Annotated in this window: 23 protein-coding genes; 17 read left to right on the top strand and 6 right to left on the bottom strand. The window is 41.5% G+C overall.

Annotation, left to right across the window (positions count from 1 at the left end):
* Positions 1–21: 21 nt before the first annotated feature.
* Genes metQ through metN form a run of 3 tightly spaced genes read right to left on the bottom strand, consistent with a single transcriptional unit; the run spans position 22 to position 2539 of the window.
* The gene (metQ, locus tag GM920_RS15820) at positions 22–843 is read right to left on the bottom strand and encodes a methionine ABC transporter substrate-binding lipoprotein MetQ (protein WP_182959283.1); all 822 of its coding nucleotides are present in this window, start codon (positions 841–843) and stop codon (positions 22–24) included.
* An 18-nt stretch (positions 844–861) separates the two neighbouring features.
* The gene (locus GM920_RS15815) at positions 862–1515 is read right to left on the bottom strand and encodes a methionine ABC transporter permease MetI (RefSeq protein ID WP_182959281.1); all 654 of its coding nucleotides are present in this window, start codon (positions 1513–1515) and stop codon (positions 862–864) included.
* Complete coding sequence (gene metN, locus GM920_RS15810; protein WP_182959279.1) at positions 1508–2539, bottom strand: methionine ABC transporter ATP-binding protein MetN; 1032 nt, start codon at positions 2537–2539, stop codon at positions 1508–1510. Before metN ends, GM920_RS15815 begins: the two co-directional genes overlap by 8 nt.
* 143 nt (positions 2540–2682) lie before the next feature.
* Here metN and GM920_RS15805 point away from each other — a divergent pair, with 143 nt between their 5' ends.
* The 8 genes from GM920_RS15805 to GM920_RS15770 all read left to right on the top strand — a co-directional run bounded on the left by GM920_RS15805 (position 2683) and on the right by GM920_RS15770 (position 10599).
* Positions 2683–3246, top strand: a complete 564-nt coding sequence (locus tag GM920_RS15805) for a GNAT family N-acetyltransferase (protein WP_182959277.1) — start codon at positions 2683–2685, stop codon at positions 3244–3246.
* Positions 3247–3265: 19 nt separating this feature from the next.
* Positions 3266–3664, top strand: coding sequence for a hypothetical protein (locus tag GM920_RS15800; RefSeq protein ID WP_182959275.1), 399 nt, complete (start codon positions 3266–3268; stop codon positions 3662–3664).
* Between the two features lie 155 nt (positions 3665–3819).
* Complete coding sequence (locus tag GM920_RS15795) at positions 3820–5073, top strand: murein hydrolase activator EnvC family protein (protein WP_182959273.1); 1254 nt, start codon at positions 3820–3822, stop codon at positions 5071–5073.
* Positions 5074–5301: 228 nt separating this feature from the next.
* Positions 5302–7854, top strand: a complete 2553-nt coding sequence (locus GM920_RS15790) for a DUF5686 and carboxypeptidase-like regulatory domain-containing protein (protein WP_235964550.1) — start codon at positions 5302–5304, stop codon at positions 7852–7854.
* A gap of 157 nt (positions 7855–8011) precedes the next feature.
* Entirely contained in the window at positions 8012–8629 is a 618-nt protein-coding gene (locus tag GM920_RS15785; protein WP_182959271.1) for a TetR/AcrR family transcriptional regulator, read from the top strand.
* A 311-nt stretch (positions 8630–8940) separates the two neighbouring features.
* On the top strand, positions 8941–9513 hold the full coding sequence (locus tag GM920_RS15780) for a DUF4833 domain-containing protein (RefSeq protein ID WP_182959269.1): 573 nt from the start codon (positions 8941–8943) through the stop codon (positions 9511–9513).
* A 112-nt stretch (positions 9514–9625) separates the two neighbouring features.
* Complete coding sequence (locus tag GM920_RS15775) at positions 9626–9994, top strand: LiaF transmembrane domain-containing protein (protein WP_182959267.1); 369 nt, start codon at positions 9626–9628, stop codon at positions 9992–9994.
* Between the two features lie 128 nt (positions 9995–10122).
* Positions 10123–10599, top strand: a complete 477-nt coding sequence (locus GM920_RS15770) for a response regulator (protein WP_182959265.1) — start codon at positions 10123–10125, stop codon at positions 10597–10599.
* An 8-nt stretch (positions 10600–10607) separates the two neighbouring features.
* Here the strand turns inward: GM920_RS15770 and GM920_RS15765 are convergent, their stop codons facing one another.
* Entirely contained in the window at positions 10608–11366 is a 759-nt protein-coding gene (locus GM920_RS15765; protein ID WP_235964549.1) for a GntR family transcriptional regulator, read from the bottom strand.
* A gap of 131 nt (positions 11367–11497) precedes the next feature.
* Between GM920_RS15765 and GM920_RS15760 the strand changes: the two genes are divergently transcribed.
* The 3 genes from GM920_RS15760 to fabF all read left to right on the top strand — a co-directional run bounded on the left by GM920_RS15760 (position 11498) and on the right by fabF (position 13841).
* Positions 11498–11965, top strand: coding sequence for a hypothetical protein (locus tag GM920_RS15760; protein WP_182959263.1), 468 nt, complete (start codon positions 11498–11500; stop codon positions 11963–11965).
* Between the two features lie 105 nt (positions 11966–12070).
* On the top strand, positions 12071–12526 hold the full coding sequence (locus GM920_RS15755; protein WP_182959261.1) for a PaaI family thioesterase: 456 nt from the start codon (positions 12071–12073) through the stop codon (positions 12524–12526).
* 61 nt (positions 12527–12587) lie between these two features.
* On the top strand, positions 12588–13841 hold the full coding sequence (gene fabF, locus GM920_RS15750) for a beta-ketoacyl-ACP synthase II (protein WP_182959259.1): 1254 nt from the start codon (positions 12588–12590) through the stop codon (positions 13839–13841).
* 69 nt (positions 13842–13910) lie between these two features.
* Here the strand turns inward: fabF and GM920_RS15745 are convergent, their stop codons facing one another.
* On the bottom strand, positions 13911–14759 hold the full coding sequence (locus GM920_RS15745) for a mechanosensitive ion channel family protein (protein WP_235964548.1): 849 nt from the start codon (positions 14757–14759) through the stop codon (positions 13911–13913).
* Between the two features lie 157 nt (positions 14760–14916).
* Here GM920_RS15745 and GM920_RS15740 point away from each other — a divergent pair, with 157 nt between their 5' ends.
* The 5 genes from GM920_RS15740 (at position 14917) to GM920_RS15720 (ending at position 21697) form a co-directional block, all read left to right on the top strand.
* Positions 14917–15654, top strand: coding sequence for a phosphatase PAP2 family protein (locus GM920_RS15740; RefSeq protein ID WP_182959255.1), 738 nt, complete (start codon positions 14917–14919; stop codon positions 15652–15654).
* A gap of 63 nt (positions 15655–15717) precedes the next feature.
* On the top strand, positions 15718–16473 hold the full coding sequence (locus tag GM920_RS15735; protein ID WP_182959253.1) for a phosphatase PAP2 family protein: 756 nt from the start codon (positions 15718–15720) through the stop codon (positions 16471–16473).
* Positions 16460–17710: a TolC family protein gene (locus tag GM920_RS15730; RefSeq protein ID WP_182959251.1), complete on the top strand. Its 1251-nt coding sequence runs from the start codon at positions 16460–16462 to the stop codon at positions 17708–17710. Before GM920_RS15735 ends, GM920_RS15730 begins: the two co-directional genes overlap by 14 nt.
* 1 nt (position 17711) lies before the next feature.
* Positions 17712–18635: an efflux RND transporter periplasmic adaptor subunit gene (locus GM920_RS15725; RefSeq protein ID WP_202986129.1), complete on the top strand. Its 924-nt coding sequence runs from the start codon at positions 17712–17714 to the stop codon at positions 18633–18635.
* 2 nt (positions 18636–18637) lie between these two features.
* The gene (locus GM920_RS15720; RefSeq protein ID WP_182959250.1) at positions 18638–21697 is read left to right on the top strand and encodes an efflux RND transporter permease subunit; all 3060 of its coding nucleotides are present in this window, start codon (positions 18638–18640) and stop codon (positions 21695–21697) included.
* 147 nt (positions 21698–21844) lie between these two features.
* Here GM920_RS15720 and GM920_RS15715 read toward each other — a convergent pair whose 3' ends face one another.
* On the bottom strand, positions 21845–22000 hold the full coding sequence (locus GM920_RS15715; RefSeq protein ID WP_182959247.1) for a hypothetical protein: 156 nt from the start codon (positions 21998–22000) through the stop codon (positions 21845–21847).
* A 464-nt stretch (positions 22001–22464) separates the two neighbouring features.
* On the opposite strand from GM920_RS15715, the gene GM920_RS15710 reads away from it, so the two are divergent.
* Positions 22465–26206 (top strand): Ig-like domain-containing protein (locus GM920_RS15710; protein ID WP_449581076.1); only part of this gene is annotated, 3742 nt, incomplete at its 3' end.

Below are 26206 nucleotides of genomic sequence, written 5' to 3'. Positions count from 1 at the left end.
GCATTGCAAAACAGTTTAGGATTACCAGCCTTTAATGGCGCCTCCTTTAAAGGCCTCTTGTGCTGCTTTTTCTACTTCGGCACTTTGGTAAGCTTTGACAAATTTTAATACTTTTTCTTCATTCTTGTTGTCTTCTCTGGCTACGATAGAATTCACGTATGGAGAATCTTTTGATTCCACAAATAAGCCGTCTTTCTCAGGACTTAAGCCGATCGGAGCAGCGAAGGTATTGTTGATGATTGCAATCGTTACATTTTGGTCATCCAGTGCTCTTGGTAGTTGTGGAGCCTCCAGTTCCAGAATTTTGAGCTTTTTAGGGTTCCCTACGATGTCATTTACCGTCGGCAACAAGCCAACACCATCTTTTAGTTTAATCAGGTCAAATTTTTCCATGAGCAACAAAGCTCTTCCACCATTAGTGGCGTCATTAGGAATAATAACGGTACTTCCGTCTTTAAGTTCTGATAAAGATTTGATCTTTTTTGAGTAACCAGCAAGTGGGAATACAAAAGTATTGCCTACGATGGCAAACTTATAACCACGTTGCTTAGTCTGTACATCCAGATATGGTTTGTTTTGAAAAACATTGACATCGATATCTCCTTGTTGCAAAGCCTCATTCGGCATCACATAATCGTTAAATTGTACCAGGTCTACTTGTAGGCCATATTTTTCTTTGGCAACTTTCTTCGCTGCTTCTGCTAAGCTATACTCCGGACCGGATTCTACACCTACCTGAATGTAGTTTGGATCGGTGTTTTTTGTAGATCGACTACAGCTAAATAAGGCTACTGAACTTGTTAAAATGGCTATTGCCGCGATAAATTTGATTTTTGTATTCATTAGTTTTTCATATTAAAATTACCTGTGGTCTACTCTTTTAGCGATAAAATCACCCAAAAACTGGATGATAAATACCAATGCAATTAACAAAATTAGTACCGTATTCATCACAAATACGTCGTAACCTACATAACCATACTGATAGCCTATCTGGCCCAATCCTCCAGCGCCAACGGCACCACCCATGGCCGAATAACCAACCAAGGTGATCAGCGTAACAGAAGCGCTGTTGATGATGGAAGGTAAGGCTTCTGGCAACAATACTTTGTAAACAATCTGGAAAGGAGTGGCCCCCATTGCTCTTGCGGCTTCGATTAATCCACCAGGAACCTCAATCAAGCTGTTCTCGATCAATCTTGCGATAAAAGGAGCAGCACCAATACTCAAAGGAACAATTGCCGCTTCAACGCCAATAGAAGTACCCACGAGCGCTCTGGTGAAAGGGATCATCCAAACGATCAAAATGATGAAAGGAATGGACCGGAAGATGTTTACGATAATGGAAATGGTATGGTTGAAGGTTTTATGTTCTAAAACCTGCCCTTTTCTAGTCATAAATAAAAGCACACCAGTAGGTAAGCCGATTAAGAAACCGAAAAAGCCGGAAACAAAAGTCATGACGATGGTTTCCCAGGCTCCTTTAGCAAGGAGCAAAATCATTGAATCAGACATAACCTATTACTTCTACTTTAATGTTCTTACTTTTATAAAATTCTATCGCCTGAAGGCTGTTTTCTTGTGTCCCGAACACTTCAATCAGCATGACGCCAAATTTAACACCACCTGCGTAATCCATTCTTGCACTGATCACATTGCTGTCAATCTGGAAATGACGGGCAACTTCCGACAATACCGGGTCATCCACCGATTGACCGGTAAATTCAAGCTTTAACAAGGGACGTTTGCCTGCCATAGGCTCAGCAACCAGTCGCTCTTGATAGTCCGATGGGATGTCAAGGCTCAAAGCAGAGGCAATAAATGCTTTTGCTAAGGCAGTTTTTGGATGAGAAAAGATCTCACTCACCGCGCCTTGTTCAATTAATTGTCCTTCACTAATCACCGCAACCTCATCACAAATGTCTTTTACCACTTCCATTTCATGGGTAATGAGTAGGATGGTGATGTTTAATCGCTTATTGATGTCTTTCAACAAAGCGAGAATAGATTTTGTAGTTGCAGGGTCTAAAGCACTAGTTGCTTCATCACAAAGCAATACTTTGGGGTTACTAGCCAGTGTTCTTGCAATCGCTACCCTTTGTTTTTGCCCCCCGGATAAGCTCACCGGATAGTCATGCTGTTTCCCTTCTAAGCCTACTAAAGCAAGTAATTCAGTCACTCTTTTCTCAATCTCAGCCTTCGGAGTATAGTCTAACTCCAGAGAAAAGGCCACATTTTCAAATACTGTTCTGGAAGATAACAAGTTGAAATGCTGGAAAATCATTCCTATATGTCTTCTGGCTTTTGCCAGTTCTTTTGGAGATAGATCCATCAGGTTTTGGCCATCAACAATCACTTCTCCCGAAGTTGGTTTTTCAAGCAGATTTACGCAGCGGATCAGTGTGCTTTTGCCGGCTCCTGAACTCCCTATTACCCCGAAAATTTTACCTTCAGGCACAGTTAAGGAAACCTCCGATAGGGCAGTGATCGCTCTTGTCTTCTGGAAAAACTTCTTCGTTATATTTCTTAATTCAATCATTAACCGGAAGTTTTTTTGACAAAGATAACGTTTCAGTGCATTAGAATGCGATTAATTCTATAAAACTAGTATACAATTAAATTCAAGATTATGAAATCAACGAAAACTGTTATATTGGTAACAGATATCAAACAGACCAAATAATGGACGAATTTAAGAATTTTGACTTTGAAAGACCTCCGGTTTTAGAGTCTGACCGATTGTTACTTCGAGAGCTAACCCAGGTAGATGCGCCGGCTTTATTTAAATTGAGAAGCAATGAGGAGGTCATGAAGTATGTGCCCAGGCCAAAACCAGCAAACATAGAAGAGGTACATACGTTTATTAATGAGATTCATCATGGTTTCTTGAAAGGGAAGAACCTCGGCTGGGCCGTCACCATTAAGGAAGGTCCAGATGTTTTGATCGGATTTATCGGTTTTCCTCATTTTGATTTTAACAATTTCCGAGCGGAAGTAGGTTATATGATTGCCCCGGGATTCTGGGGAAAAGGAATCGCTGGAGAGGCTCTGGCCCTGATGCATAATTTTGGTTTTGAAAAGCTGGGTTTGCATTCTGTTTTTGCAGTGATTGACCCCAATAATGTAGCTTCAGCTAAAGTGTTACTTAAACAAGGTTATGTTAAAGAAGCTTACTTTAAGGAAGATTTCTACTATAACGGTGAGTTCCTGGACAGCGAAATTTATAGTTTATTGAACTCAAATTGATCATCTTATTAATAGTACTATGGAAAATATATTGCTTTCAGGAAATGTAAAATGGAGCACAGCAGCGGAAGTGCTCCATAGAAATACCATTGATCAGGTTGGTGTTCATTTTTCTGGAGTAGGCCCTTTTCATTGCCATTCCGGCCAAATCACTTTAACAGAAAAGGCCATTTACCTTTCAGGTGATGTGGACCTCTCTTTTGATCTCGGGGATTTAGAGCAACTGTACATTGGTTTTGATGACGTTTTTCCAAGAACACTGGTTAAAAACTTCGGTATGACCGCACAGCCCTTGCGTTTCCAGGTTGGCGCCGGTATTGGCGCCCTCTATCTTTTTATAGATTACAATATGATGGCTTTTACCAATAACACGCTGTGGTTCAATTCGATCAAATCCATGTTGGAGCAAGTCGACTAGTTGTCATATTGTTTGCTGAAATTGGGAATACGACAATATTTTCGTTTGTTTTGCCCTACAATTTGCATTTAAGCCCCGATTTCAATAGTTTTAGAATCGCTTTGCTAATTTAACACACTGGCAGGGCTGCGATATTTAGCTATTTATTACACACAATGAAGCTCCAGAAATTATTCTTAACCATCATATTTACGGCGATTACTTCCCTTGTTTTTGCGCAAACCAGCGCAGAATTGAAAAGGAATAAAGAAGCCATCCAAAGGGAAATTGAATTGCTGCAAAGGAACCTAAATGAAACTTCCAGCAATAAGCGATTGACTTTAGGCCAGATCAGGGCCGTGAACGCAAAGATTCGCCTGATGCAGAACAAAATTGCAGTCATCAATTCAGAAGTGAAGAACCTGGACAATCAGATTCATGAGAATAGCAATGAAGTTCGTACGCTAAAAGGGCAATTGGGACAGTTAAAGAAGGAATATGCGAGCATGATTCGCTTTGCACAAAGGAATCAGAATGCTTATGAAAAGATGATGTTCGTCTTTGCTGCTGATAATTTTAACCAGGCTTATAAAAGAATTAAATACCTGCAGCAATTTGGTCAGTACCGCAAGAAACAAGCGGATTACCTACAGGGAACCCAGAAGAATATAGAATACAAAATCGGTGTGCTGGATAAGAATTTGAGAGAGAAAAGCACATTGTTGACAGAACAGGAACACGAAAAGGTGAAGCTGAGCAAGAACAAATCCGAGCAATCAGTAATGTTAAACCAGATCAGCCGACAAGAAAAGCAATTCAAACAAGACCTGGCAGCTAGAAAAAGAAAACAAGCGGACATTGACCGGGCCATCAGAAATGCCATTCAGAAAGAAATAGAACTTGCCAGAAGAAAAGCGGAAGAAGAAGAACGTTTGGCCAATCAAAAAGCCATTGCCGAAGGCCGCCCTGTGGCTGCAGTTAAAGAAAAAACCAATTCCAGCTACCTTACTGCTTCTCCGGAAGCGGCAAAGCTTTCTGCGGGCTTTGAAAATAATAGAGGTCGTTTACCCTGGCCAGTAGCTCAATATTCTATTGTAGAGCGCTTTGGTGCCCACACCGAAGGTCAGGCCAGCTATAATAACGATGGGATCAATATCCTGACCGAGAACGGTGCCGCTGTAAAAGCAGTTTTTGAAGGCAAAGTGCTCTTCGTTAGAGAGTTGTATGGAACTTATATCGTCGCTTTAATTCACGGAGATTATTTCACCATTTATCAAAACCTGAAAACTGTAAGTGTAGCCAAAGGCGATAAAGTGGAAACGAAACAAACCCTTGGTATAGTGGCTTCAAAAGAAGACGGACCAGTGCTCCATTTTGAAATTATGAGAGGCCAGAATAAACTTAACCCAGAGGCCTGGATCGCTAAATAAAGCCTTAACTTTTTCGGAATTTTCATTTAGATGTCATAACATTTACCTTTGACCTTCATGCTGACCAAAACAGTATAGATAGTCAGATGTTAGCTATATATTTGTGCCCTTTCAAATAAGTTAACTGACATCGTGCACATACTATACTCATTTTCAACAGGTTCTAAATCTTATGCCTTGACCTTGAAAACCCCGGTTTTAGCTCAAAAGAGCATAATTGAGGTTTTTTTGAAACCAATCAGTCTCTTGGTTTTGTTGTTAAGCCTATTCTTTGCTAACGCCGCACATGCACAGCAAACGATACTAACTGGTACCGTTACCGATGGAACAACGAAAGAAACCCTTCCTTATGTTTCTTATGTGATTGTGGGGACTACCCTTGGTGGAAAAACAGATGCCGACGGTAAATTCAACATCAGCTTAAAAGGGGAGGGTAATGTCTTGAAGTTTAGTTATGTCGGCTATAAAGCGCAAACAAAAACCATCAAGCCAGGAACGAATCAGGTGATCAATGTGCAGCTGATGCCAGACGCGATGCTGATGAATGAAGTGGTGATCTCCGGAGGTAAAAAGCCGAAATATAGAAATAAAGAGAACCCGGCAGTGGAGTTGATCAGGAAAGTGATCGCCAACAAGGCTAAAAATAAAATGGAAAACTACAACTTCGTAGAATACCAGAAATATGAACTGATGAAGTTCTCTTTAAGTAACCTTTCAGATAAGTTCAAAAGCAAAAAGATTTTCCGCAATTACCAGTTTTTATTCCAGGAACAAGATTCTACAAAGATCGGTGGAAAGAATTTCCTACCGGTGTTTCAGGAGGAAAAGCTGAGCGATGTCTATTTCAAAAAGAATCCTGAAAAGACAAAAACAGTACTCATTGCCGATAAAAGAGTCAATTTCGATGAAAGCTTTGTCGACAACAAGGGTCTAACGGCCTATTTTGACCGCATGTATCAGGATATCAATATCTATGATAACAATATCTCCGTAGTGAGTAATCAATTGTTAAGTCCCATCTCAGATAGTGCGCCAACTTTCTATAAGTTTTTCATTACAGATACGATTAAAAACCACAACCCTCAGTTGATCGAACTTGCTTTTACGCCACGTAACAAAGCCGATTTGCTGTTCGAGGGAAAGCTATACGTCACCTTGGACGGTAATTATGCCATTCAAAATGCATACCTGACTGTAAACAAGGATATTAACCTGAATTTCGTTCGTGCCTTGGAAGTGAAGCTTGATTTTGAAAAGAATCCAGACCAACGCTATCATTTGAGTAAAAGTAACCTGATTGTTGATTTTGGACTGAGCAAAAAGAGTGGGGGAGGTTTCACAGGAGAAAGAACAGTTGCTTTTAAGGATTTTAAAATCAATGTGCCGCGCCCGGATACGGTTTACAAGGCTGCAGGGCAACCAGTGGTGCTGGCTGATGCCAGCAAGAAGTCGGAGGAGTTTTGGACAAATAACCGCCCGGAACCGCTTAGTACAGCAGGTGTGAAGGTGTATGGCAATATTGATAGCCTGCAAACCATCCCGTCTTTTAAGCGGACCATGGATATTGTGACCCTGTTCTTTGCGGGTTATAAAGATTTTGGTCCATTTGAAATGGGGCCGGTCAATACTTTCTATAGCTTTAATGGGGTAGAAGGTTTCCGTCTTCGCTTGGGAGGTAGGACAACTCCTGCCTTAAGTAAGCGCTATTATTTTGAAACCTATGCCGCTTATGGCTTTAAAGATGAGAAATGGAAGTACTTCCTGAGTGGAACCTATTCTTTAAATAATAAATCTATCTATTCTTTCCCTCAGAACTATATCAGGGCAAGTTTTCAAAGAGATACTAAGATCCCCGGACAAGAGCTACAATTTGTACAGGAAGATAATTTCTTGCTTTCTTTCAAAAGAGGAGAGAACAATATGATGCTGTACAATGATTTCTACCGGTTAGATTATGTACATGAGTTCGAAAATCACTTTTCCTATACCTTAGGGCTGCGCAAATGGAAGCAGAGTCCTGCAGGGTCACTGTACTTCAATAACCTCAACAGCGATGGTTTAATTAGCCGTACGGATCAAATCAATACCACGGAGATCAGTGTGGGCTTAAGGTATGCGCCAAATGAGAAGTTTTACCAGAGTAAAATCTACCGTACCCCATTTGTCGGGCCTAATCCTGTTTTCAATTTCCGTTATACCGGAGGATTTAAAGGGGTGTTAGGTGGCGAATACAATTACCATAATTTTATGGGAAGTATTGATAAACGTGTTTACCTGAGCCAGCTGGGTTATACCGATGTGACGCTGGAAGGTGCCTACATCATTGGTAAGGTTCCTTTTCCATTGCTGGCGATTCACAGGGCCAATCAGACTTATGCTTATCAGTTGAATTCTTATAACCTGATGAACTTCTTAGAGTTTGTAAGTGACCACTATGCAAGCGTTAACCTGGACCATAACTTTAATGGTTTCTTCTTTAATAAAATTCCTCTGCTGAAGAAGCTGAAACTAAGAGAGGTGATGTCTTTTAAAGTCTTATATGGTGGTTTAAGAGATGAAAATAACCCGGATAAGAACCCAGAAGCAATGCAGTTTGTGCGCAATGCCGATGGTCAATCCATCACCAATTCCCTGAACAAAGAGCCTTATATGGAAGGAAGTGTAGGGGTAGGGAATATATTTAAAGTACTCAGAGTAGATGCAGTTAAAAGGTTCAATTACCTGGATAATCCGGACGTTTCCAGCTGGGGCATCCGTGCCAGAGTGAAGTTTGACTTCTAATCTCCGGATAGGATATTTAAAAAACGCGATTGGTGTAAAACCAGATCGCGTTTTTTTTTGGATTGAACAGCCAGAAGATTTCAGTTAATCATTTGATTAACCTGAGGGATGATTCTTTATCTTTGTGAGGCGTAAATCACCATACGCCTGGAATCATATGGCAGAGCAAGAAACAACAGCACTAACTACCGAAGAAAAGATAAAAGAGGCTGCAACCAAGATATTTATAGAGAAAGGCTTTTCAGCAACAAGGACAAGAGATATTGCAATGGAAGCGGGAATTAACCTGGCCTTACTCAACTACTATTTCAGAAGTAAAGAGAAGTTGTTTGAGGTGGTCATGACAGAAAGCTTACAGCTGTTTTTAGTCGGATTGGAAGAGATTCTGAATGATGTAAACACCGTGCTTAAAGATAAAATTGCAGGGATTGCAATCCATTATGTGGACCTGCTAAAAAAGTATCCGGACCTGCCTTTGTTCATTCTCAGCGAAGTCAAAGCCAACCCTTCCTGGCTGGAAGCCAACTCAAACGTAAGGGAAATGCTGACCCAATCTAACTTTTATAAACAACTCGAAGCAACCACTCAGAAGAAAGTAGAACCCCTGCATTTCCTGATGAACCTGCTCGGTGTGCTTGTTTTTCCTTTCGTTGCAAGTCCGGTTTTAACGGGCACTGAGGCTGCTGATAAAGCGGAGTTTAACCAGCTGATGGAAGAACGTAAATATTGGATTCCAATTTGGATGGAAGCAATGCTAAAGACCTTATCTGCATAGAAAATAGGGTTAATCATTTGATTAAAACAAATTATTAACTATGATATATTACATTTTAATTCAGTTAGTTATGTATTGTATATTTATGTGATTGTTTATATATGTTATGGGAGATGCTTGATTTTGTTTCAGCCGCAAATCACCCGGAAGATGCCCTTGTTTTTTTATAAAAAAATGCGATTCAATCCATTATTTTGACAATCATCTGGATAAGTTGTTTTTGGAAATTTCTAGCTTTGCAATACCTTATTCCCGCCAGACTTAATAACAGGTCTGCTTAATGGAATAAAATAACCATTAAAATGACTTCTATGATTTTTACTAAAATAAGCCGCAGTTGTTTAGCTGTGTTTATTTTTCTCTGTACATTTTTAACAGTAAATGCACAGACCGCAGACCGGAGTAATCCTTCTCCATTAAAGTTCCCTACTCCGAAAGGAATTAAGAACCAGATGTTCTATTTACAAAGAGATCCGAATACCAATACGATCATTTACGAACTCAATGTGAATGCCAATGGTGAAGTCAATAGAGCGGAGCCAATGCTGGTATATTGGTTGCGTTATGACGACAATGGCGAGAAGAAAGATTTAAACTATATCCAAAGGAAATTCGCCTATGGCATTCAAACCAAGGAGATCGGAAAAGACCAATATGAAATTCGTTTTGTATCTCATAAGAAGATCCCAATGTATTTAATGCCTTCCAAAGAGGACCAGAAGTTTCATGTCTATGTAACGGTAAATAATAAGAGAATCGAACTCTCTAAGATCTTTGTAAGGATCGAAGGAGGTTCTTTCTGGTTGCCTAACGTGAAGTATGTGGAACTTACCGGAATCAATACCGCAACCAATACACCGGTTGTAGAAAGAATAAAGGTTTAAACAACCTACCATCTACCGATGTTTTTCCCCCTTTTACCGATGGTAATCGGGGGTACAACACGGATCGCTTGATCAGCATTGCCCAGCGCCATAAATTTGAAGAAAAAAGATTATGGAAACGCAAAGCAAATCACAAAAAATTAACTTTCATGTTGTTGCCGGAGTAAGCATTCTGGCCATTGGATTAATCATGATCCTGGATAATTTAGGCTTGGAACTCCCATCCTGGTTATTCTCCTGGAGTACCATCTTACTTGGAATAGGTTTATGGATGGGCTATCGTAAAGATTTTAAGGTGGCAGGCTGGGTAGTCCTGGTGATCATCGGAGCAGTTTATACTTTGGGCGACTTCCCATTTGTAGACCTCTCAGGAGCTAAAGGTGCCTTGGTTTTAATCGGACTAGGAGTTTATATGCTGGTTAAACCTAAAAGCAACCCTACCTGTGGCGAGTTCAATGCTAAGAAACCAATTCAGTTCTAATCATCCGTTCTGCGCTGAAACCCCTTGGTTGTGGGAGTTAAATCCTAGTAAAACAGGTATTTACTGTAAGAATAATACGTATAAAAACGGGTGATTTCGGAAAGTTAATGTTGTAAATTTATTGGAAAATGATGCTCATGGTAAATTTGCAATATCAAGATAGTCCGGAAAGGTATCCTGTTTTACAAATCCGGTCGCCCAGAATAGTGATTGTCGACAATGATAAAATTCATGCGAAGCAACTCTCTAACGTTTTTGATAAATTAGGTTTTAACCATCGGGTTTATCATCAGCTGGGTAATATTATACCTTTAGTGGATGAATTTGCACCCGATTTGGTACTCATGGAATACCTGCTGCCCTGGTTAAAAGGAGGTGAACTCTGTTCGCAACTGAGGTCAAAGCCGCATACCTGCCACCTGCCGGTGATCATGTATTCCAGCTTTTCTAAGGCTCATTTATTTTCCTACAAGTGTGGCGGTGATGCCTTTCTACAGAAACCTTTTTCTATAAAGATTCTGTTGAGTACGATGAACTCCTTTTTGAAGGAACGTAAACTGTTGCGGAAATCGCATCCGATTTCCCCATCTTTTGATCAGAACTGACTGGGTGGTTAATCGGTTCTGCGGCTTTCTACCACATAAGTAAAGCTGTCGGCCTTGTAATAACCTAAGTTGTATTCCAATGGGCGTTCAGATTGATCATAAACGAATCGCTTTCTCAGTAAGATCGGAGATCCAGGTTCTGCTTCTAATTTTGTTGCCGTAAATTTGTCTGCAGCAATGGCCGAAATCTCTTCCTTGGATAGCTCCGCTATGGTATGGTAGTCCTGTTCCAGGATTTCATAAAGCGGTCTTTTGAAGTCCTCTTCTCCCGTCAATCCAATTCTAGGATGAAAATAAGAAATGAAATAAACAAAAGGATCATTCACCTTTCCGCGTAAACGCTCCATCTTCAGGATCTTCTTGTCGGTCTTGATGTCGAAGAAATTAGCAATATACTGATCCGGATATACCCAGCTGATGTGTAACTCGAAGTTTTTAACCGGAATACCTCTTGCTGTCATCTCCTGCGAAAAGCTCAGCCAGTTTTTAGATTTCGAGCTGAATTTACCAGTCGACACCTTGGTTCCTACTCCTTTTTTGCGGACCAATAGTTCCTCATAAACCAATTTATTAATGGCCAAACGCAATGTAGTGCGGGAAATAGCCAGAACTTTTGCTAAATCCACCTCATTGGGCAGCATTTTTCCTTCCTGATATTCGGGCTCTTTAATGAGCGCTCTCAATAACTGCTCTGCCTGAATATGAAGCGGAATAGGGCTTTTGTGGTCTATTTTATAACTCATGTACATAGGTATCTGGACTGCCATACAAACTTAGAAAAAAAATGCAATTATGTATGTACATAAAGTAGTGATTTTCTTATTCCTTATTTTTCTATTACTTTTGCCAGTCTACCGGAATATGGTATCCATAAAAAGATCAAATCAAACCCTTAAATATGAACTACATCACAATTGGCGCACTAATTCTCATCACGCTCATCGCTCTGCCTTATCTTTTTAGCTCCTTCAAAAAGTTAAATAAGTATAACATGCCTTTTTTAAAGGCTTTCAACCCGGCTTGCAACCTGGAAAGGTACGAAGCTGAAGTGCTGAGAAAGAGCTTTAGCCCGATTACTTTAGAAATGGAAACCAAGCAAATCGCAGGTTTTATCAACCACTGGACCGCTAAATTCGAGAATAAACAATTGAATAGCGCAGATGTAGTCCTGCTAAATGAGCAGTTGGCCGTTGGAAATACGCAACAGGTAAACGGGATTCTTGCGCTGCACCCTGATGCTTTAAACCAATATAATGAAATTAATAAAGCGCTAACGGCGATAGAAAACGAGAAAATAGCTGCTCAAACGCAGGCTTCAGTCGAGGCGGCAACAGCAGAAACAGGTAAAAGCAATTCTGTTTACTAGTCTTTTCCGTATTCATTCGGCCTTTTAGTTTGTTTTTCAACTAAGGGTGGGTATATTTGCGCTCTGGAATTTATAGCGTCCAGAACTGCACGGACATAAAATCTTATGCTTAAACCCTCAGAATTTTTCATACAGCACATCGGACAGGAGATGAGCACTTCTTTATCACCTGTATTGAATTGGTTAAAACCAACGCTGCTCGCTGTAGAAAAAGGAAAGCTGGTATTGCAACATAAGGTGAGGAAAGAAATGACCAATCCAATGGGAATCTTGCATGGCGGAATTACTGCTGCCATTATTGATGATGCCATCGGCGCAACATTGTTTGCTTATGATGAACCCCATTATTATGTAACGATCAATTTAGTGGTGGATTATTTCGCATCGGCGAAAGAAGACCACCTGATCATTGCAGAAACAATTATGGTGAAGAAAGGCCGGCAAATTGTCAATGTAAGCTGTGAGGTCTGGAATGAAAACAGAACCCGGCTCATTGCCAAAGGCTATAGTAATCTGTTGCGGACGGAAAGAAGAAAACCAGAAGAAAGCACAGGCGGTTAAAACATAGAAGATACAATGGCTGCTTTAAGCCAGTAACAATATTAAATAAAAAACAAATAGGATGAAAAGAGTAGTCGTAACCGGAATGGGTGTTGTTAGTCCATTAGGAAATTCTGTAGATGAATTGTGGAAGAATATCCTGGCAGGTAAAAGTGGAGTAGGACCAATCACAAAATTTGATTCTACCAAATTTAAAACTCATTTTGCCTGTGAAGTCAAAGACTTTAATGCAGAAGATTACGTGGAGAAAAAGGAAGTCAGAAAGTATGACGTCTATACTCAATATGCCATTGCAGCAAGTGACCAGGCCATTCAAGCGGCAGGACTTGATTTCTCAACCATGTCTGAGGAAGACCGTTGTGAGGTAGGTGTGATCTGGGCAACAGGAAATGGTGGAATCGGTACTTTTGAACAACAATTGAAAGAATATCACCTGGGTGATGGTACTCCAAGATTCAGCCCTTATTTTATTCCAAAAATGATTGTAGATATTGCTGCTGGAGTAATCTCCATCCGTAACAGTCTGCATGGTCCAAACTATTGTACAGTTTCTGCTTGTGCGTCTTCAAACACAGCGATTATCAGTGCGTTTGATACCATTAGATTAGGTAAAGCGAATATCATGATCGCTGGTGGTTCTGAAGCAGCAATCACAGATTCTTCTGTGGGAGGATTTAATGCTGCTCAGGCATTGTCGAAAAGAAATGACGATCCGGAAAGAGCTTCGCGCCCATTCGATAAAGATAGAGATGGTTTTGTGATTGCAGAAGGTGCTGCGGCATTAATCCTGGAAGATTACGATTACGCCATCGCCAGAGGTGCTACTATTTATGGTGAGATGGTTGGTGGTGGTATGGCTGCTGATGCTTATCACTTGACAGGTACACATCCTCAGGGATTAGGTGCTGTGCAAGGAATGAAAAAAGCATTGAAAGATGCCGGAATTCAACCAGAACAAATTGACTACATCAATGCACATGCGACTTCAACAGGTCTTGGTGATTTAAGTGAATTGCTAGGTATTAAAAAAGTATTCAATGATGCTCCGGTATTGATTAGCGGAACAAAATCTATGACTGGCCACTTATTAGGTGCAGCAGGCGCCCTTGAAGCAGTGATCAGTGTGCTATCTGCACAACACGATATGGTTCCCGGTACGACAAATACAGAGACTTTAGATGAGTCTATTCCTGAAGGTTTACACATCGTTCTAGGAAAGTCAGTAGCTAAGAAAATCAATTATGTAATGAACAATACCTTTGGTTTTGGTGGGCATACTGCCACATCAATCTTCAAAAAATACGAAGGTAAATAATATAAAAACACCTAAAAAAAACGAGCGTATCCAAAAGGTACGCTCGTTTTTTTTTTAAAGAAGTTTTGATTACTTCGTCGGGAACTTCGTTTGTGTCTCCGTACCCGTAATCACATGGACTTCACGTTGCGGAGCTGGAATTCCAATACTGTTTTTATCCAGCTCTTCTTTGATCAATTGAAAGTTTCTGTGATAAACCGGCCAGAACTCGGTGTTCTTTGCCCAGGCACGGATCGTCAGGCTAATAGAGCTGTCTGCTAAAGCCGTTACCAATACCTTAGGCTCCGGATCTTTCAGGATCTGTGGATCTGCCGCCAGAACTTTCGTAATCACGTTTCTCGCCACATTCACATCGGAGTCGTAAGATACACCAATCACATATTCCAGCATTCTGGTGTCGTTGTCGGTTAAGTTGTTGATCACCGCATTGGCTAAAGGACCGTTTGGCGCATATAACGTCGTGCCATTTCCCGCTTTTAGCGTTGTATATAAAATGTCAATTTTAAGCACAGTGCCACTCACCCCATTATTTGTGGATATGGCATGACCCACCCGGAAGGGTTTAAACAACAGGATCAACACGCCACCTGCAAAATTAGAAAGACTGCCCTGTAAGGCTAAACCTACAGCCAAACCAGCGGCACCCAACACGGCAACGAAAGAAGTGGTTTGAATGCCCAATGTAGAGGCCACTGTCAGTATCAACAGTACATAAAGTATAACTTTGATGACGCTCAATAGAAAGCTCGACAATGAAATGTCAATTCTTCCTTTTGTAAAGCGGTTGGTTAAAAAGCGGAGCAGGAACTTAATCAGATATAAACCTACCAATAGCGTGATGATCGCAGCGATTAAGGAAGGAATACGACCGAGCAGGCCATCTACAAGCTGATTTAGGGTGATTTCAATTTTGGACATATAATTTAATTTTTGTGTATTCGGCTTCAACAACATTTATGATGCCATCAATGTGCCTGATTTTTGTAGTTCTGAAAATAAAGCCCTAAATTAACGGTTTAACCCCACAGAATTGCTACAGAATTGATCGGTAGTTTTGAAAAAGAACTGTATAAAGATGTTGAGATTGAAGTGTAGCCTGTTGTTGCTATTGTGTTTTTCCTTGATTACCAAAGGCCAACGTGCCGATTCTACAAATAACAATAAAGTTAAAATCGCCCCTTTTATTATCCCTGCGGTATTTATTGGCTATGGATTAATGGCAAAAGGAGATAACTTTATCAGAGATCTGGATAGAACTACCCAGGCGGAACTTCAGGAAGACCATCCGTTTTTTTCTAAACACGCAGATGATTTTATGCGGTATGTACCTGCATTGGCCGTTTATGGTCTTAACCTGGCAGGCGTAAAGGGCAGAAATAGCTATCTTGATGCAACCGGTAATTATGTGGTGTCTATGGGGATTATGACCGGAATGGTGGCCATCGCTAAAAAACAATCCCACAGACTTCGCCCAGATGGGAGTGGGTACGACTCTTTCCCCTCTGGCCATAGTGCCGCCTCTTTTGTCGCCGCTGAATTCCTAAAACAAGAATATAAAGACGTTTCTCCCTGGATTGGTTACGCAGGTTATGCGGTAGCAACCACCACCGGGGTTTTCAGACTTTACAACAATAAACATTGGGTTAGTGATGTCGTGGCAGGTGCCGGAGTAGGGATCCTCTCCGCTAAATTGGGCTATTTAGTTTATCCACAGCTAAAAAAACTCATCATGGGCAGAAAGCAAACGAATTTTAACCTGGTGCCAGCTTACCAGCAGGGCGCAGTTGGCTTCTCCATGTCAGGAACTTTTTAAATACGAGAACCACTACAGAATTACTACAATTTTAATGGTTAGCTTTAGTTTAAAATTCGGATAATGAAAAAGCTTAGCTGTCTCTTAATGGCATTTTGTCTGCCAGTATTTTTGTATGCCCAGGTTCAATCTGTGGATTCTCTAGCGATAAAGAACACCAGCCAAAACCCCTTACATCTGAAAGCTTTGATCGTTCCTGCGGTATTTATAACCTATGGTGCATTGTCTTTTGGGAATAATCCAATCAGCGACTTAGACCGGACTACAAAAAATGAACTTCAGGAAGATCATCCATTATTTGCCGCACATCTGGACAACTATATGCAGTTTGCCCCAGCCGCCGCAGTTTATGCGTTGAACTTAGCCGGGATAAAAGGAAAGCATAGCCTGGTAGATGCCACCGGAATTTATGTGTTGTCTACCGCCATCATGGGTGGAAGTGTATTCCTTTTAAAGAAAGAGTCACATCGTTTAAGACCCGATGGAAGTGGTTATAATTCCTTTCCTTCCGGACACACAGCGACGGCTTTTGCAGCAGCAGAATTCCTAAAACAAGAATATAAAGATGTTTCTCCATGGTATGGTGTAGCCGGTTATGCGGTAGCAACAGCCACAGGAACATTGAGAATGTACAACAACAAACATTGGTTGAGTGATGTGGTAGCTGGTGCCGGAATAGGGATTCTCTCCACTAAAGTGGCCTATTATTTATATCCACATGTAAAGAAATTACTGATCGGTAAGCAAACGCTGAGTTACAGTATGGTACCGGTGTATCAGGATAAATCTGTCGGCCTTTCTTTCCATGGGACGTTTTAAAAATAGCATTTATGGCCTGGTTGTATTGGTCCTGATCTCGGTTTCCGGGAAAGGACAAATTACATCCGACAGAGACCTTGATTTTTTCCTAAAGCAGGGCGTAAATGCAAGTCCGCTCTTAAATGACTATAAAAACCAGCAGCGCAATAATCAGCTGGATAGCCTGAGGTGGAGGGCAGGTTATTTACCGCAGGTTACCGCAAGTTCAACAGGCATGTATGCACCGGTGATCAAAGGTTATGGTTATGATCAGGCACTCAGTAATGGACAGTCGCTGGATGCTTTACTGACCTTGAACTATAGGCTGCTGGGGAAAGGTGTCATCAGTCAACAAATGGAACAGTTCAAAATCCATAAAGATTCCCTTACCTATGCCGCCAATTGGTCCGTACTGGATTTAAAGAAAAACATTACCGATCAATACTTAAATGCTTATGCCAGTCAGGAGCAAATGGATTTTAATGCGGAAGTTTATGACCTGCTGAAAAAAGAAGAGCTGATCCTCAAAAAGCTGACCCGTGCAAATACTTATAAGCAGTCCGAATACCTGACTTTCTTAGTTACCTTTCAGCAACAGCAGTTAACCTGGAAACAAGCTGAACTGCAGTTTAAGAATGATTATGCATTGCTAAACTATCTGTGTGGGATTAACGATACGACGGTAAAGGTTTTAAAAGCACCGGATATGGCTCCCGCTACCCCGGTAGCTTACGAGTTTTTCACCACCCGCTTTAAACTGGACAGCCTGAAAAATGAAAACGATAAAAAAGGTGTCGCGCTTAACTATAGACCTAAAGTCAGTGTGTATGTAAATGGAGGATACAATTCTTCTTTTTTACTGCAACCCTATAAGAATTTCGGAACGAGTGCCGGCTTTACACTTTCCATCCCAATTTATGATGGGCATCAAAAGGCATTGCAACTGCGTCAGCTGGATATTCAACAAGAAACCGGAACGGCCTATAAGGAGTTTTTTGTCCGCCAACATCAACAGCAGATAAATCTATTGTTGCAGCAGATTCGGGAGAACCAACAGTTGTATCCGCAGATCAACGAACAGATCCGCTTTGCGAAAAGCCTGATGGAAGTAGATAGTCAGCTTTTGCGTAACGGTGACCTTCGGATCGCAGATTACATCCTTGCGATTAATAATTATCTGACGGCAAAGAATTTACTGCGCCAAACACATATCAATGGCTTTAAGCTGATCAATCAATTCAATTATTGGAACAGGTAATATGAAGAACTGGAAAAATAAGCTAGCGGTCTCCATGCTCGGACTCTTGTTGTCGGCTTGCGGGAATACACCAAAAGAATCGGCTCAGGAGGCTCCGGATCTGCAAACACCAGTGCAGGTTACTTTGGCTGGACATCATGACATGGCGTCTTATATAGATTTAAATGCCAGTGCAACCTATCTGGAGAAAAGTAATATAAAAGCAAGTATCAATGGATACCTGCGTGATATGAAGGTAAAAATGGGGGATGTTGTCAATAGTGGCCAGGTGTTATTTAGCTTGGTCACTAAAGAAGCTCAGGCGATTGGGAATTCCATCAATCGACTGGATCCTGGATTTAAGTTTTCCGGAACATCAAATATCAGGGCTGCACAAGCGGGCTTTATCACCATGGTCAATCATCAGAAAGGGGATTATGTGACGGAAGGGGAGACGCTGGCAGTATTGAGTAACAAAAGTAGTCTGGTATTTTTATTGGATGTTCCTTACGCCATGCGACAAAATTTGGTAAATAATGCAGTGGTCATGCTGACTTTACCAGATGGTGAAAAGTTGAAGGGGACGATTGCGGCACCTTTGGCGACAGTAGATTCTATCGCGCAAACGCAGCGTTTTATCATTCGGGTAAACCCGGTTCATGCGATTCCAGAAAATCTGGTGGCCGTAGCGCGGGTGATCAATGTGGCACACCCTAATGCTTTAACATTGCCAAAATCTGCCCTGCTGAGTAATGAAACGGAAGATGAGTTTTGGGTCATGAAGTTGATTAATGATTCTACGGCAGTCAAGGTCATTGTGAAAAAGGGGATCGATGATGGGAAACAGATAGAAATCTTGTCGCCAGCCTTTTCTTCAAATGAGCGGTTTGTGCTGACCGGGAATTATGGCCTTGCAGATACGGCGAAAGTTAAAATCAAGCCATAGCCATGAATAACTTTTTCATTTCTCATAAGAAACCGCTGATCGCAGTGTTGCTGCTGATTCTTTTAGGTGGTGTTTTTTCTTATACCAAGATCAAAACGGCACTATTTCCGGAGATCACTTTTCCGAAGATCAAGATCATTGCAGAGGGGGAGTTGCAACCGGTTAATCAAATGATGTTAACAGTGACCAAGCCCCTGGAGAATGTGGTGAAGCAGGTGCCTGATTTAAAACTGATCCGCAGTGTGACCAGTAGGGGCAGCTGCGAAATCTCTGCATACATGAACTGGAATGCAGACATCGACCTGAGCCAGCAAAGAATTGAATCGCAAATTGCTAAAATTAAAACCAGTCTGCCGCCAGGATTAAGCCTCAGTATTGAGAAGATGAATCCTGCAATTCTTCCAGTGAGCGGCTATACCCTGGAAAGTGCCACAAAATCCCCAATTGAACTCAAGCAATTGGCTGACCTGACCATTAAGCCATTTCTATTGCAGGTACAAGGGGTCTCAGAAATCCGAATCATCGGGGGTAAAACGAAAGAATTCCGGGTAAAGCTAAATGCTTCGAATATGACCGCTTTGGCGATCACACCAGAACAGATTGCGAATGCTATGGCGCAAACCAATTTTGTGAAATCCAATGGTTATGTAGCCAATTTCAACTATTTATATTTATCGGTTACCGATGTAACCTTGAAAACTAAGGAAGATCTTGGAAATCTGATCGTCAGTAAAAAGAATAATAGGACAGTGAGGTTGAAAGAGCTGGCAGACTTAAGTTCAGAAGAAGCCATTGAGTATACACGGGTAAATGCGAATGGTAAAGAAGGGATTTTGATTGCCGTAATCAAGCAGCCCAACGCCAATCTGATTGATTTATCCAGCCAAATGGAACAAAAGGTTGCCGATTTGAGGAAGATCCTACCTCAGGGGGTAACCATAAAACCCTATTATCTGCAAGCAGATTTTGTGGACCGTGCAGTAAAAAGCGTAACCGATAGCCTGTGGGTAGGACTGCTGCTGGCCATTGTAGTAGCCATCTTCTTTCTGCGGTCCTTAAAACCAAGTCTGACTATTCTGCTGACCATTCCGGTTACGCTGGGTTTAACCCTGATTTCTTTGTATGCCGTCGGTTATTCTTTTAACATCATGACTTTAGGGGCTATCGCAGCAGCTATAGGTCTGATCATCGATGATGCAATTGTGGTGGTAGAGCAGATTCACCGTACCCATGAAGAGCATCCGGATGAGCCAACTTCCGTATTGTTGCAAAAAGCAATCGCCTACCTTTTTCCTGCCATGTTGGGCTCTTCCATTAGTACCATTGTGATCTTTATTCCCTTTGCACTGATGACGGGGGTTGCGGGTTCTTATTTTCAAGTGATGACCAACACGATGGTGATCACCTTGCTTTGCTCTTTTTTTGTAACCTGGATCGGTTTACCAGTGATTTACCTGCTGTTATCAAAAAAACAAAAGGAATCAGAAAAGGTGCTTCCTGGAAATGAAATGTTCGAGTCCGGACAAGCCGCTTCGAAAACAGCAGCCGGTTCCTCGAAAAATAGTGCCTGGATCAGTTATTTTATTCGGAGAGCTTATCTGAGTTTCGGATTTATAGTGTTACTGTTATTCATTATGGTGCTTTTATTTCCGCGTTTAGAAACCGGTTTCTTGCCAGAAATGGATGAAGGCAGTATTGTGCTCGATTATAAAACACCGGCAGGTACCTCCCTCCAGGAGACAGATCGGATACTGACTGAAGTGGAGAAAATGATTGTCAAAATTCCGGAGGTAGAAGCTTATTCCAGACGTACAGGTACACAAATGGGCTTTTTCATTACCGCACCAAATACCGGAGATTATCTGATTCAGTTGAAGCAAAACAGAAGCAGGAGTACTGACGAGGTGATTGCTGAGATCAGGCATAAGATCGAGCAATCCCAGCCTGCATTAACGGTTGATTTTGGACAGGTGATCGGCGATATGCTCGGTGATTTGATGAGTGCTACGCAGCCTATTGAGCTTAAAATATTCGGAACCAATCAGCAGGAGCTTCAACAACTTTCAAAAAGTGTGGCCGATGTGGTTTCAAAGGTGAAGGGTACCGCCGATGTGTTTGATGGAATTGTGATCGCCGGCCCCTCCGTAGATATTGTTCCGGATTATGCTGCTTTAGCACAGTATGGGATTTCGCCAGCTTCATTTCAGTTGCAGGTTCAGGGCGCTATTGAAGGTAATGTGATCGGGAATGTTTATAGTTTACAGCAGCTGTTTCCAATCAGAATGGTGTCTTTCCAAGGGGATGCGCCCAATATGGAGGCGCTAAGTAAAATGGGTATATTCCTGGACAATGGAAAAATGATTCCAATTCAGATGCTGGCCAAGGTTCAGATTAAAACCGGAGAAGCCGAGGTGGAAAGGGAAAACCTACAGTCGATTGGTTTAATTTCCGCAAGATTGGATCAACGGGATTTAGGAAGTGTTATCGCGGATATTCAAAAGCAGATTTCCGCAAAAGTTCAGCTTCCTAATGGCTATTACATCGAATATGGTGGTGCTTACGCGGAACAGCAACAGTCTTTTAAAGAGCTTTTTATGATTTTAGTGCTCTCTAGCTTATTGGTTTTCAGTGTGATCCTGTTCGTTTTTAAAGAGTTTAAAATTGCATTTATCATTTTATTGATCGCCATTCTTGGGGTTTCAGGAAGTTGCCTGGCCTTATTTTTAACCAATACGCCATTGAATGTTGGTAGTTATACAGGAATGATTATGATGGTGGGGATCGTGGCAGAAAATGCCATTTTTACTTTCTTACAGTTTAGGGAGTCTTTGGTTGCCAAAGGATTGGATGATGCGCTGGTCTATGCGATTTCCACGAGGTTAAGGCCTAAACTGATGACTGCTTTAGGGGCAATCCTTGCTTTAAGTCCATTGGCATTGGGTATCGGAGCTGGTTCACAACTACATCAGCCTTTAGCAATTGCAATTATTGGTGGTTTTTTGATGGCAATGCCCTTATTGTTAATCGTATTGCCCAGTTTGATCAGGAAGTTCTATAAATAGGAGGGAGAAATTTAAGGGGCCGAACTTCCCGGAACGGGCCCCTTTTTTTCGACATCCATCGAATAGAATAAATTATATAGCCAAATATATATCCCTGTCAAAACAAAAAAAATGATCTTCATCACAATTTTTGATTTTCTTAATAAATCACTGATAATATTTACTGATATCCAGTTGGTTGTAGGTGTTCTTTTGTGTTCGGATTGAAGCTTTCAGCTTATCGCTGATTCCTGGCTTGGTTAGCGCATGGTTAGCTAATGTTTTACGCTGATTTTCTTGTGTAGTTGTTTTATAAATTATCATTTTGATATTTTTAAGACCTTTTCTTTCTCTTTTAGAATTTTATTTTTCCTATGTTTTTTCTTGTTTGCCGGATTTTTTGTTGAAACTGGATTTTATTCCTGTTTATGGTCATGTATTTAGATGCTGAATGTGTGTGGCATGGTGATTACATTATTTTATGTGTGTATTTAATTCCCCAAATAGGGGAATTGCTTACTTCTTTGTCTACTTTTTTCGACAATTATTTTTGATTGTTTTGTCTTCTATGGTTAATTTATCTACTCCCTGTAGTTTAAATATAGTTTTATGATTAGTTGTTTTTTTTGGCTCGGTTTTTATTAAAAAAGGCAATTTTTCATACGCTCTATGGGAATATTATAAAAATTCTAATTAATTTGGTAGTGATAATCTGAGTTAACCTTTAAGAAAATTCAAGATGGCTCATCACCAATTTCCTTAAAGGCCATACATTTTTGTCATTAGGTATGATGCTAAAAACGCTCCGACATCTGGCTTTTTTACTAACGAACAAATTATACTGCTTGGTGGTATTTTGTGTACTACTGAGTTTTTCGGTTGCCTATGCCGAAGGGAGCAAAGACTTGTATCCTGCAGGTGCAACAGGGAACCGCGCATTTTTATATTGTAATTCTAACAACACCGCATCTGAATCATGGCCATTTAAGACCGCAGGAACCCATTATGTGTATGCAAATGCCGGAGAAGTTATTGCCGTAGCCTCAAGTGCACATGGTTATGGGAAAGGTAAGATCGCGGTGACTTCTCCATTGGGTGTCACCAGCTATTCCAATACCGCGCTGACCGCTGGAAGAATCCCTAACCGTAAAGGAGAAATTGCCGGACCCAAAAAAGGCAAGAACGATAATGCCAATGCCTATACGCCTTTTACTGTAGACGTAACAGAAGCCACAAAAGGGATCTGGAAAATTGAATTTCTTCCACCTTCAGGACTGGATGGAACTGATAAATTGGATGTTCCGGATATTCTTGCGAATGATGACTGGACTCAATCTGGATCCAATGGTAGTGGAACCAATGGTAACCTGGATGAAATTGCCGCATGGGATGTTTCAGTTATGAAAAAAGGCGGAGATGAATGGTTTACCGGAAGGGTGTATGCAAACGTCCTCAACCTTCACCTCGCGGCCAGTTTTACTCCAGAAAAAGCGTATTATGCCACGCATTATGTGCTCACCAAGGATGGACGCGCTTACCGGGTGAAAACCAATGGTAGTAATGGGGTAGGTTTTACCTTTTTCTCTAATAGCAATGGCTTTGCTGTTAACTCGGTTCCAACCTACAAAAGCTTAGATAAATCCACGCTGGTGGATATTCTTAATTATACGCATAATCCAATTTCTGCAGACAACGGGACGAATACCACCCATAAAATATTCTACAATAAGCCTAATCCTGATTTACCTGCTAAAGCAGCAATTGCAACCACTCCGGTTTCAGAAACCTGGTTGAAAAACGATGCCGTGCTTCCTAAAATTACCAACCTTAAGATTGTTGGTGCAGAAGGGAGTCCCGGACTTGCAGGAAGGAATGGTGCCCATATTAAATTCGAATCCAGTACCATCGGAACTTACCGGATTACCATTCCGGTAGTAACCGCTGCGGGTGCTATCGCAAATCGGATCATCATCGGTGTAGCAAATGCAGGGGAAAATAGTGTTTTTTGGGATGGGAAGGATGCCAATGGAAATTACTTGTTGCCCGCTTCTGTAGTGAGTACCTTGAAAACCAAATTGCAATCTGCGGAAGTTCATTTCCCTTACATAGATATGGAAATTAATCCTTTAGGGTTAATTATCGAACTGACCGTAAACAATACAACGTATGATCTTGATGTCAATAACAAAGATGAATCCGTATACAGTGACAGAACGTATTGGGATGATAGCGATGTCACTGGAGCCGGCTCTTTCCCGGAAAGTTCCAACCCTTTTTTAAATGCGATAAATGGCCTTCCAAGTAGAACAAATGGCCATAAATGGGGCGCCTATGCCCCTAGTAATGCCAAAGCACCTGCAGTTCCAAATTCTGGCAGCGGAAGCTATAGTTTCGGAAATCAGAAGTCCATGGATACCTGGGCTTACATCCAGGGAAGTGAGATCGACAATCCAATTGACCTGACTATAAAAGTTGCAGATCTTAAAGTGCTCAGCATCACCCCAGACCTCAGTACTTTCCTTTCCGATCAGCAGGTAGTTTATAAGGTGAAATTGAAGAATAGTGGCCCTAGTGATGTGCAAGGCGCTCTTTTTACTTTCTTAAGTCCGAAGGGATTCCAAATAAGCGCGGTTAATCCAACCTCCACGATTACAAATGGTGTTGGAACAGTGAAGAACGCATTGACCGGAGTTGGCAAGTTTACCGCTACACTGGATATGAATAATAATTGTGAGATCGAGTTTACCATTGTTGGAAAACTGACGGTTTCGCCTTCAATTCCGGTCATGACTGCCGAGGCTAGTATTCTTCGTCCGGCAGACGTAACAGACCCTGATGCAACCAATCCTAACCTGAATCCAGATGGTAGCGCGCCCTCAGATCCACATTTGGAATGTAAAAATGGAACCGCTGTAGAAGACTGTAACAACATAAAGTATCATCACCTTCAGATTTATGACCTTTGCGCAGGATCTGCTATTCCTACGATCTCCTACCAGGGAAATAATGATATCGTATCCCTGATTGGAAATGTTCCTGCACTTGATTTTAAGCGAGATGATGTCAATAAGTCCATGGAGGTTACTGGAGCGCCATCGGCTACCGGATCTTTCACCTTAGGAACGGAGAGAAATGATCAGCATAAAACCACTTATTTGATTCATGTAGCAGCCCTACCAGTGGTGACGCTTCCAAACGTATTAGCGGTTTGTAATGGAAAAAGTATTGCGATCACCGCAACAGCCTCAGGAGAAAATAACACCTATAAGTGGCAGTTCAAAAATGGCAGCAATGGCTGGCAGGATTTCGCCGAAGGAACGGATGTGAAAGGATCAAATACAAGTATCCTTACGCTTAGTAATGTGCCTTTGAATCTCGATGGACAAGGAATTAGGGTGTTGGTACGCTCTTCTTTTGGTTGTGATGCGGAAGCTATCGGGACATTAAAAGTGGCGGAAAATCCAATAACAGTAACGATCACTTCCAATAAAACGGAACTCTGTGATGGTGATGGTACTACATTGACTTCTTCTATTGATAAAGGGAATCAATGGTACCTGGAAGGGGTGTTGATTCCAGGCGCAATCAATAAGAAATTAATGGTTTTCGAAGCAGGGACTTATTCTCTTGTCGTAACTAACGAAGCCGGCTGTTCTACCCCAGGAAGTAATACAGTAGAAATAACCATTATTCCTCCGCCTGAAATATCAACCATCACTGTGGAAGGTAATGTGGTTTCTTGTAGCGGTGAAGCGGTGAAGCTCTCTGTAACCAGCAATAACACGAACCTTACTTATCAATGGGTAGATAATAATGGTGACATAGCCGGAGCGACCAGTAGCTTTTTTATGGTCACTAAGACTGGCAAGTACCTGGTTAAAGTTAGAAACTCAAATGGTTGTGAGGTGATGTCTGCTGGTGTGGATATTACCATTAAAAATAGAGCACTTGCCACAGATGTAACGGTTACAAATCAGACGATTTGTGCAGGTAATAAAGTCATGCTAACTGCGGAAAGTACGCTTTTGGGTGCAGTGTTTACCTGGTATAGCGACTCACAGTTAACGAATAAAATTAAAGAAGGGGCTACTTTGGAAGTGGAGCCAGGCAGTACTACCGATTATTTTGTAACGGTGAGGAATGCAGATATTTGTGACAATGCGGTGGGTAATGCTAAAAAAGCAACAGTGACGGTAAACCCAATTCCAGATGCTGCGGTGATTACCGCAGAAGGGCAAACAACTTTCTGTGCAGGGGGAACCGTGGTGTTAAAGACAACGACCGTTGCCGATAGCTACCAATGGTACAAAGGACTAAACCTGATCACAGGGGCAACTCAGCAGACGTATACGGCAACTGAAAGCGGAAGCTACAGCGTAAAAATCACTTTGATTTCTTGTGAAAGTCCTGCTTCAAATGCCTTGGAGGTTGTTGTAAACCCAATTCCGGATGCCGCGGTGATTACCGCAGAAGGTCAGACGACTTTTTGTGCAGGCGGAGCCGTAGTGTTAAAGACCACAACTGTAGCCG

Origin of the sequence: Pedobacter gandavensis (assembly GCF_014172405.1) — a bacterium.
Classification (GTDB): domain Bacteria; phylum Bacteroidota; class Bacteroidia; order Sphingobacteriales; family Sphingobacteriaceae; genus Pedobacter; species Pedobacter gandavensis.
This window is presented reverse-complemented; position numbering and strand designations above follow the sequence as displayed.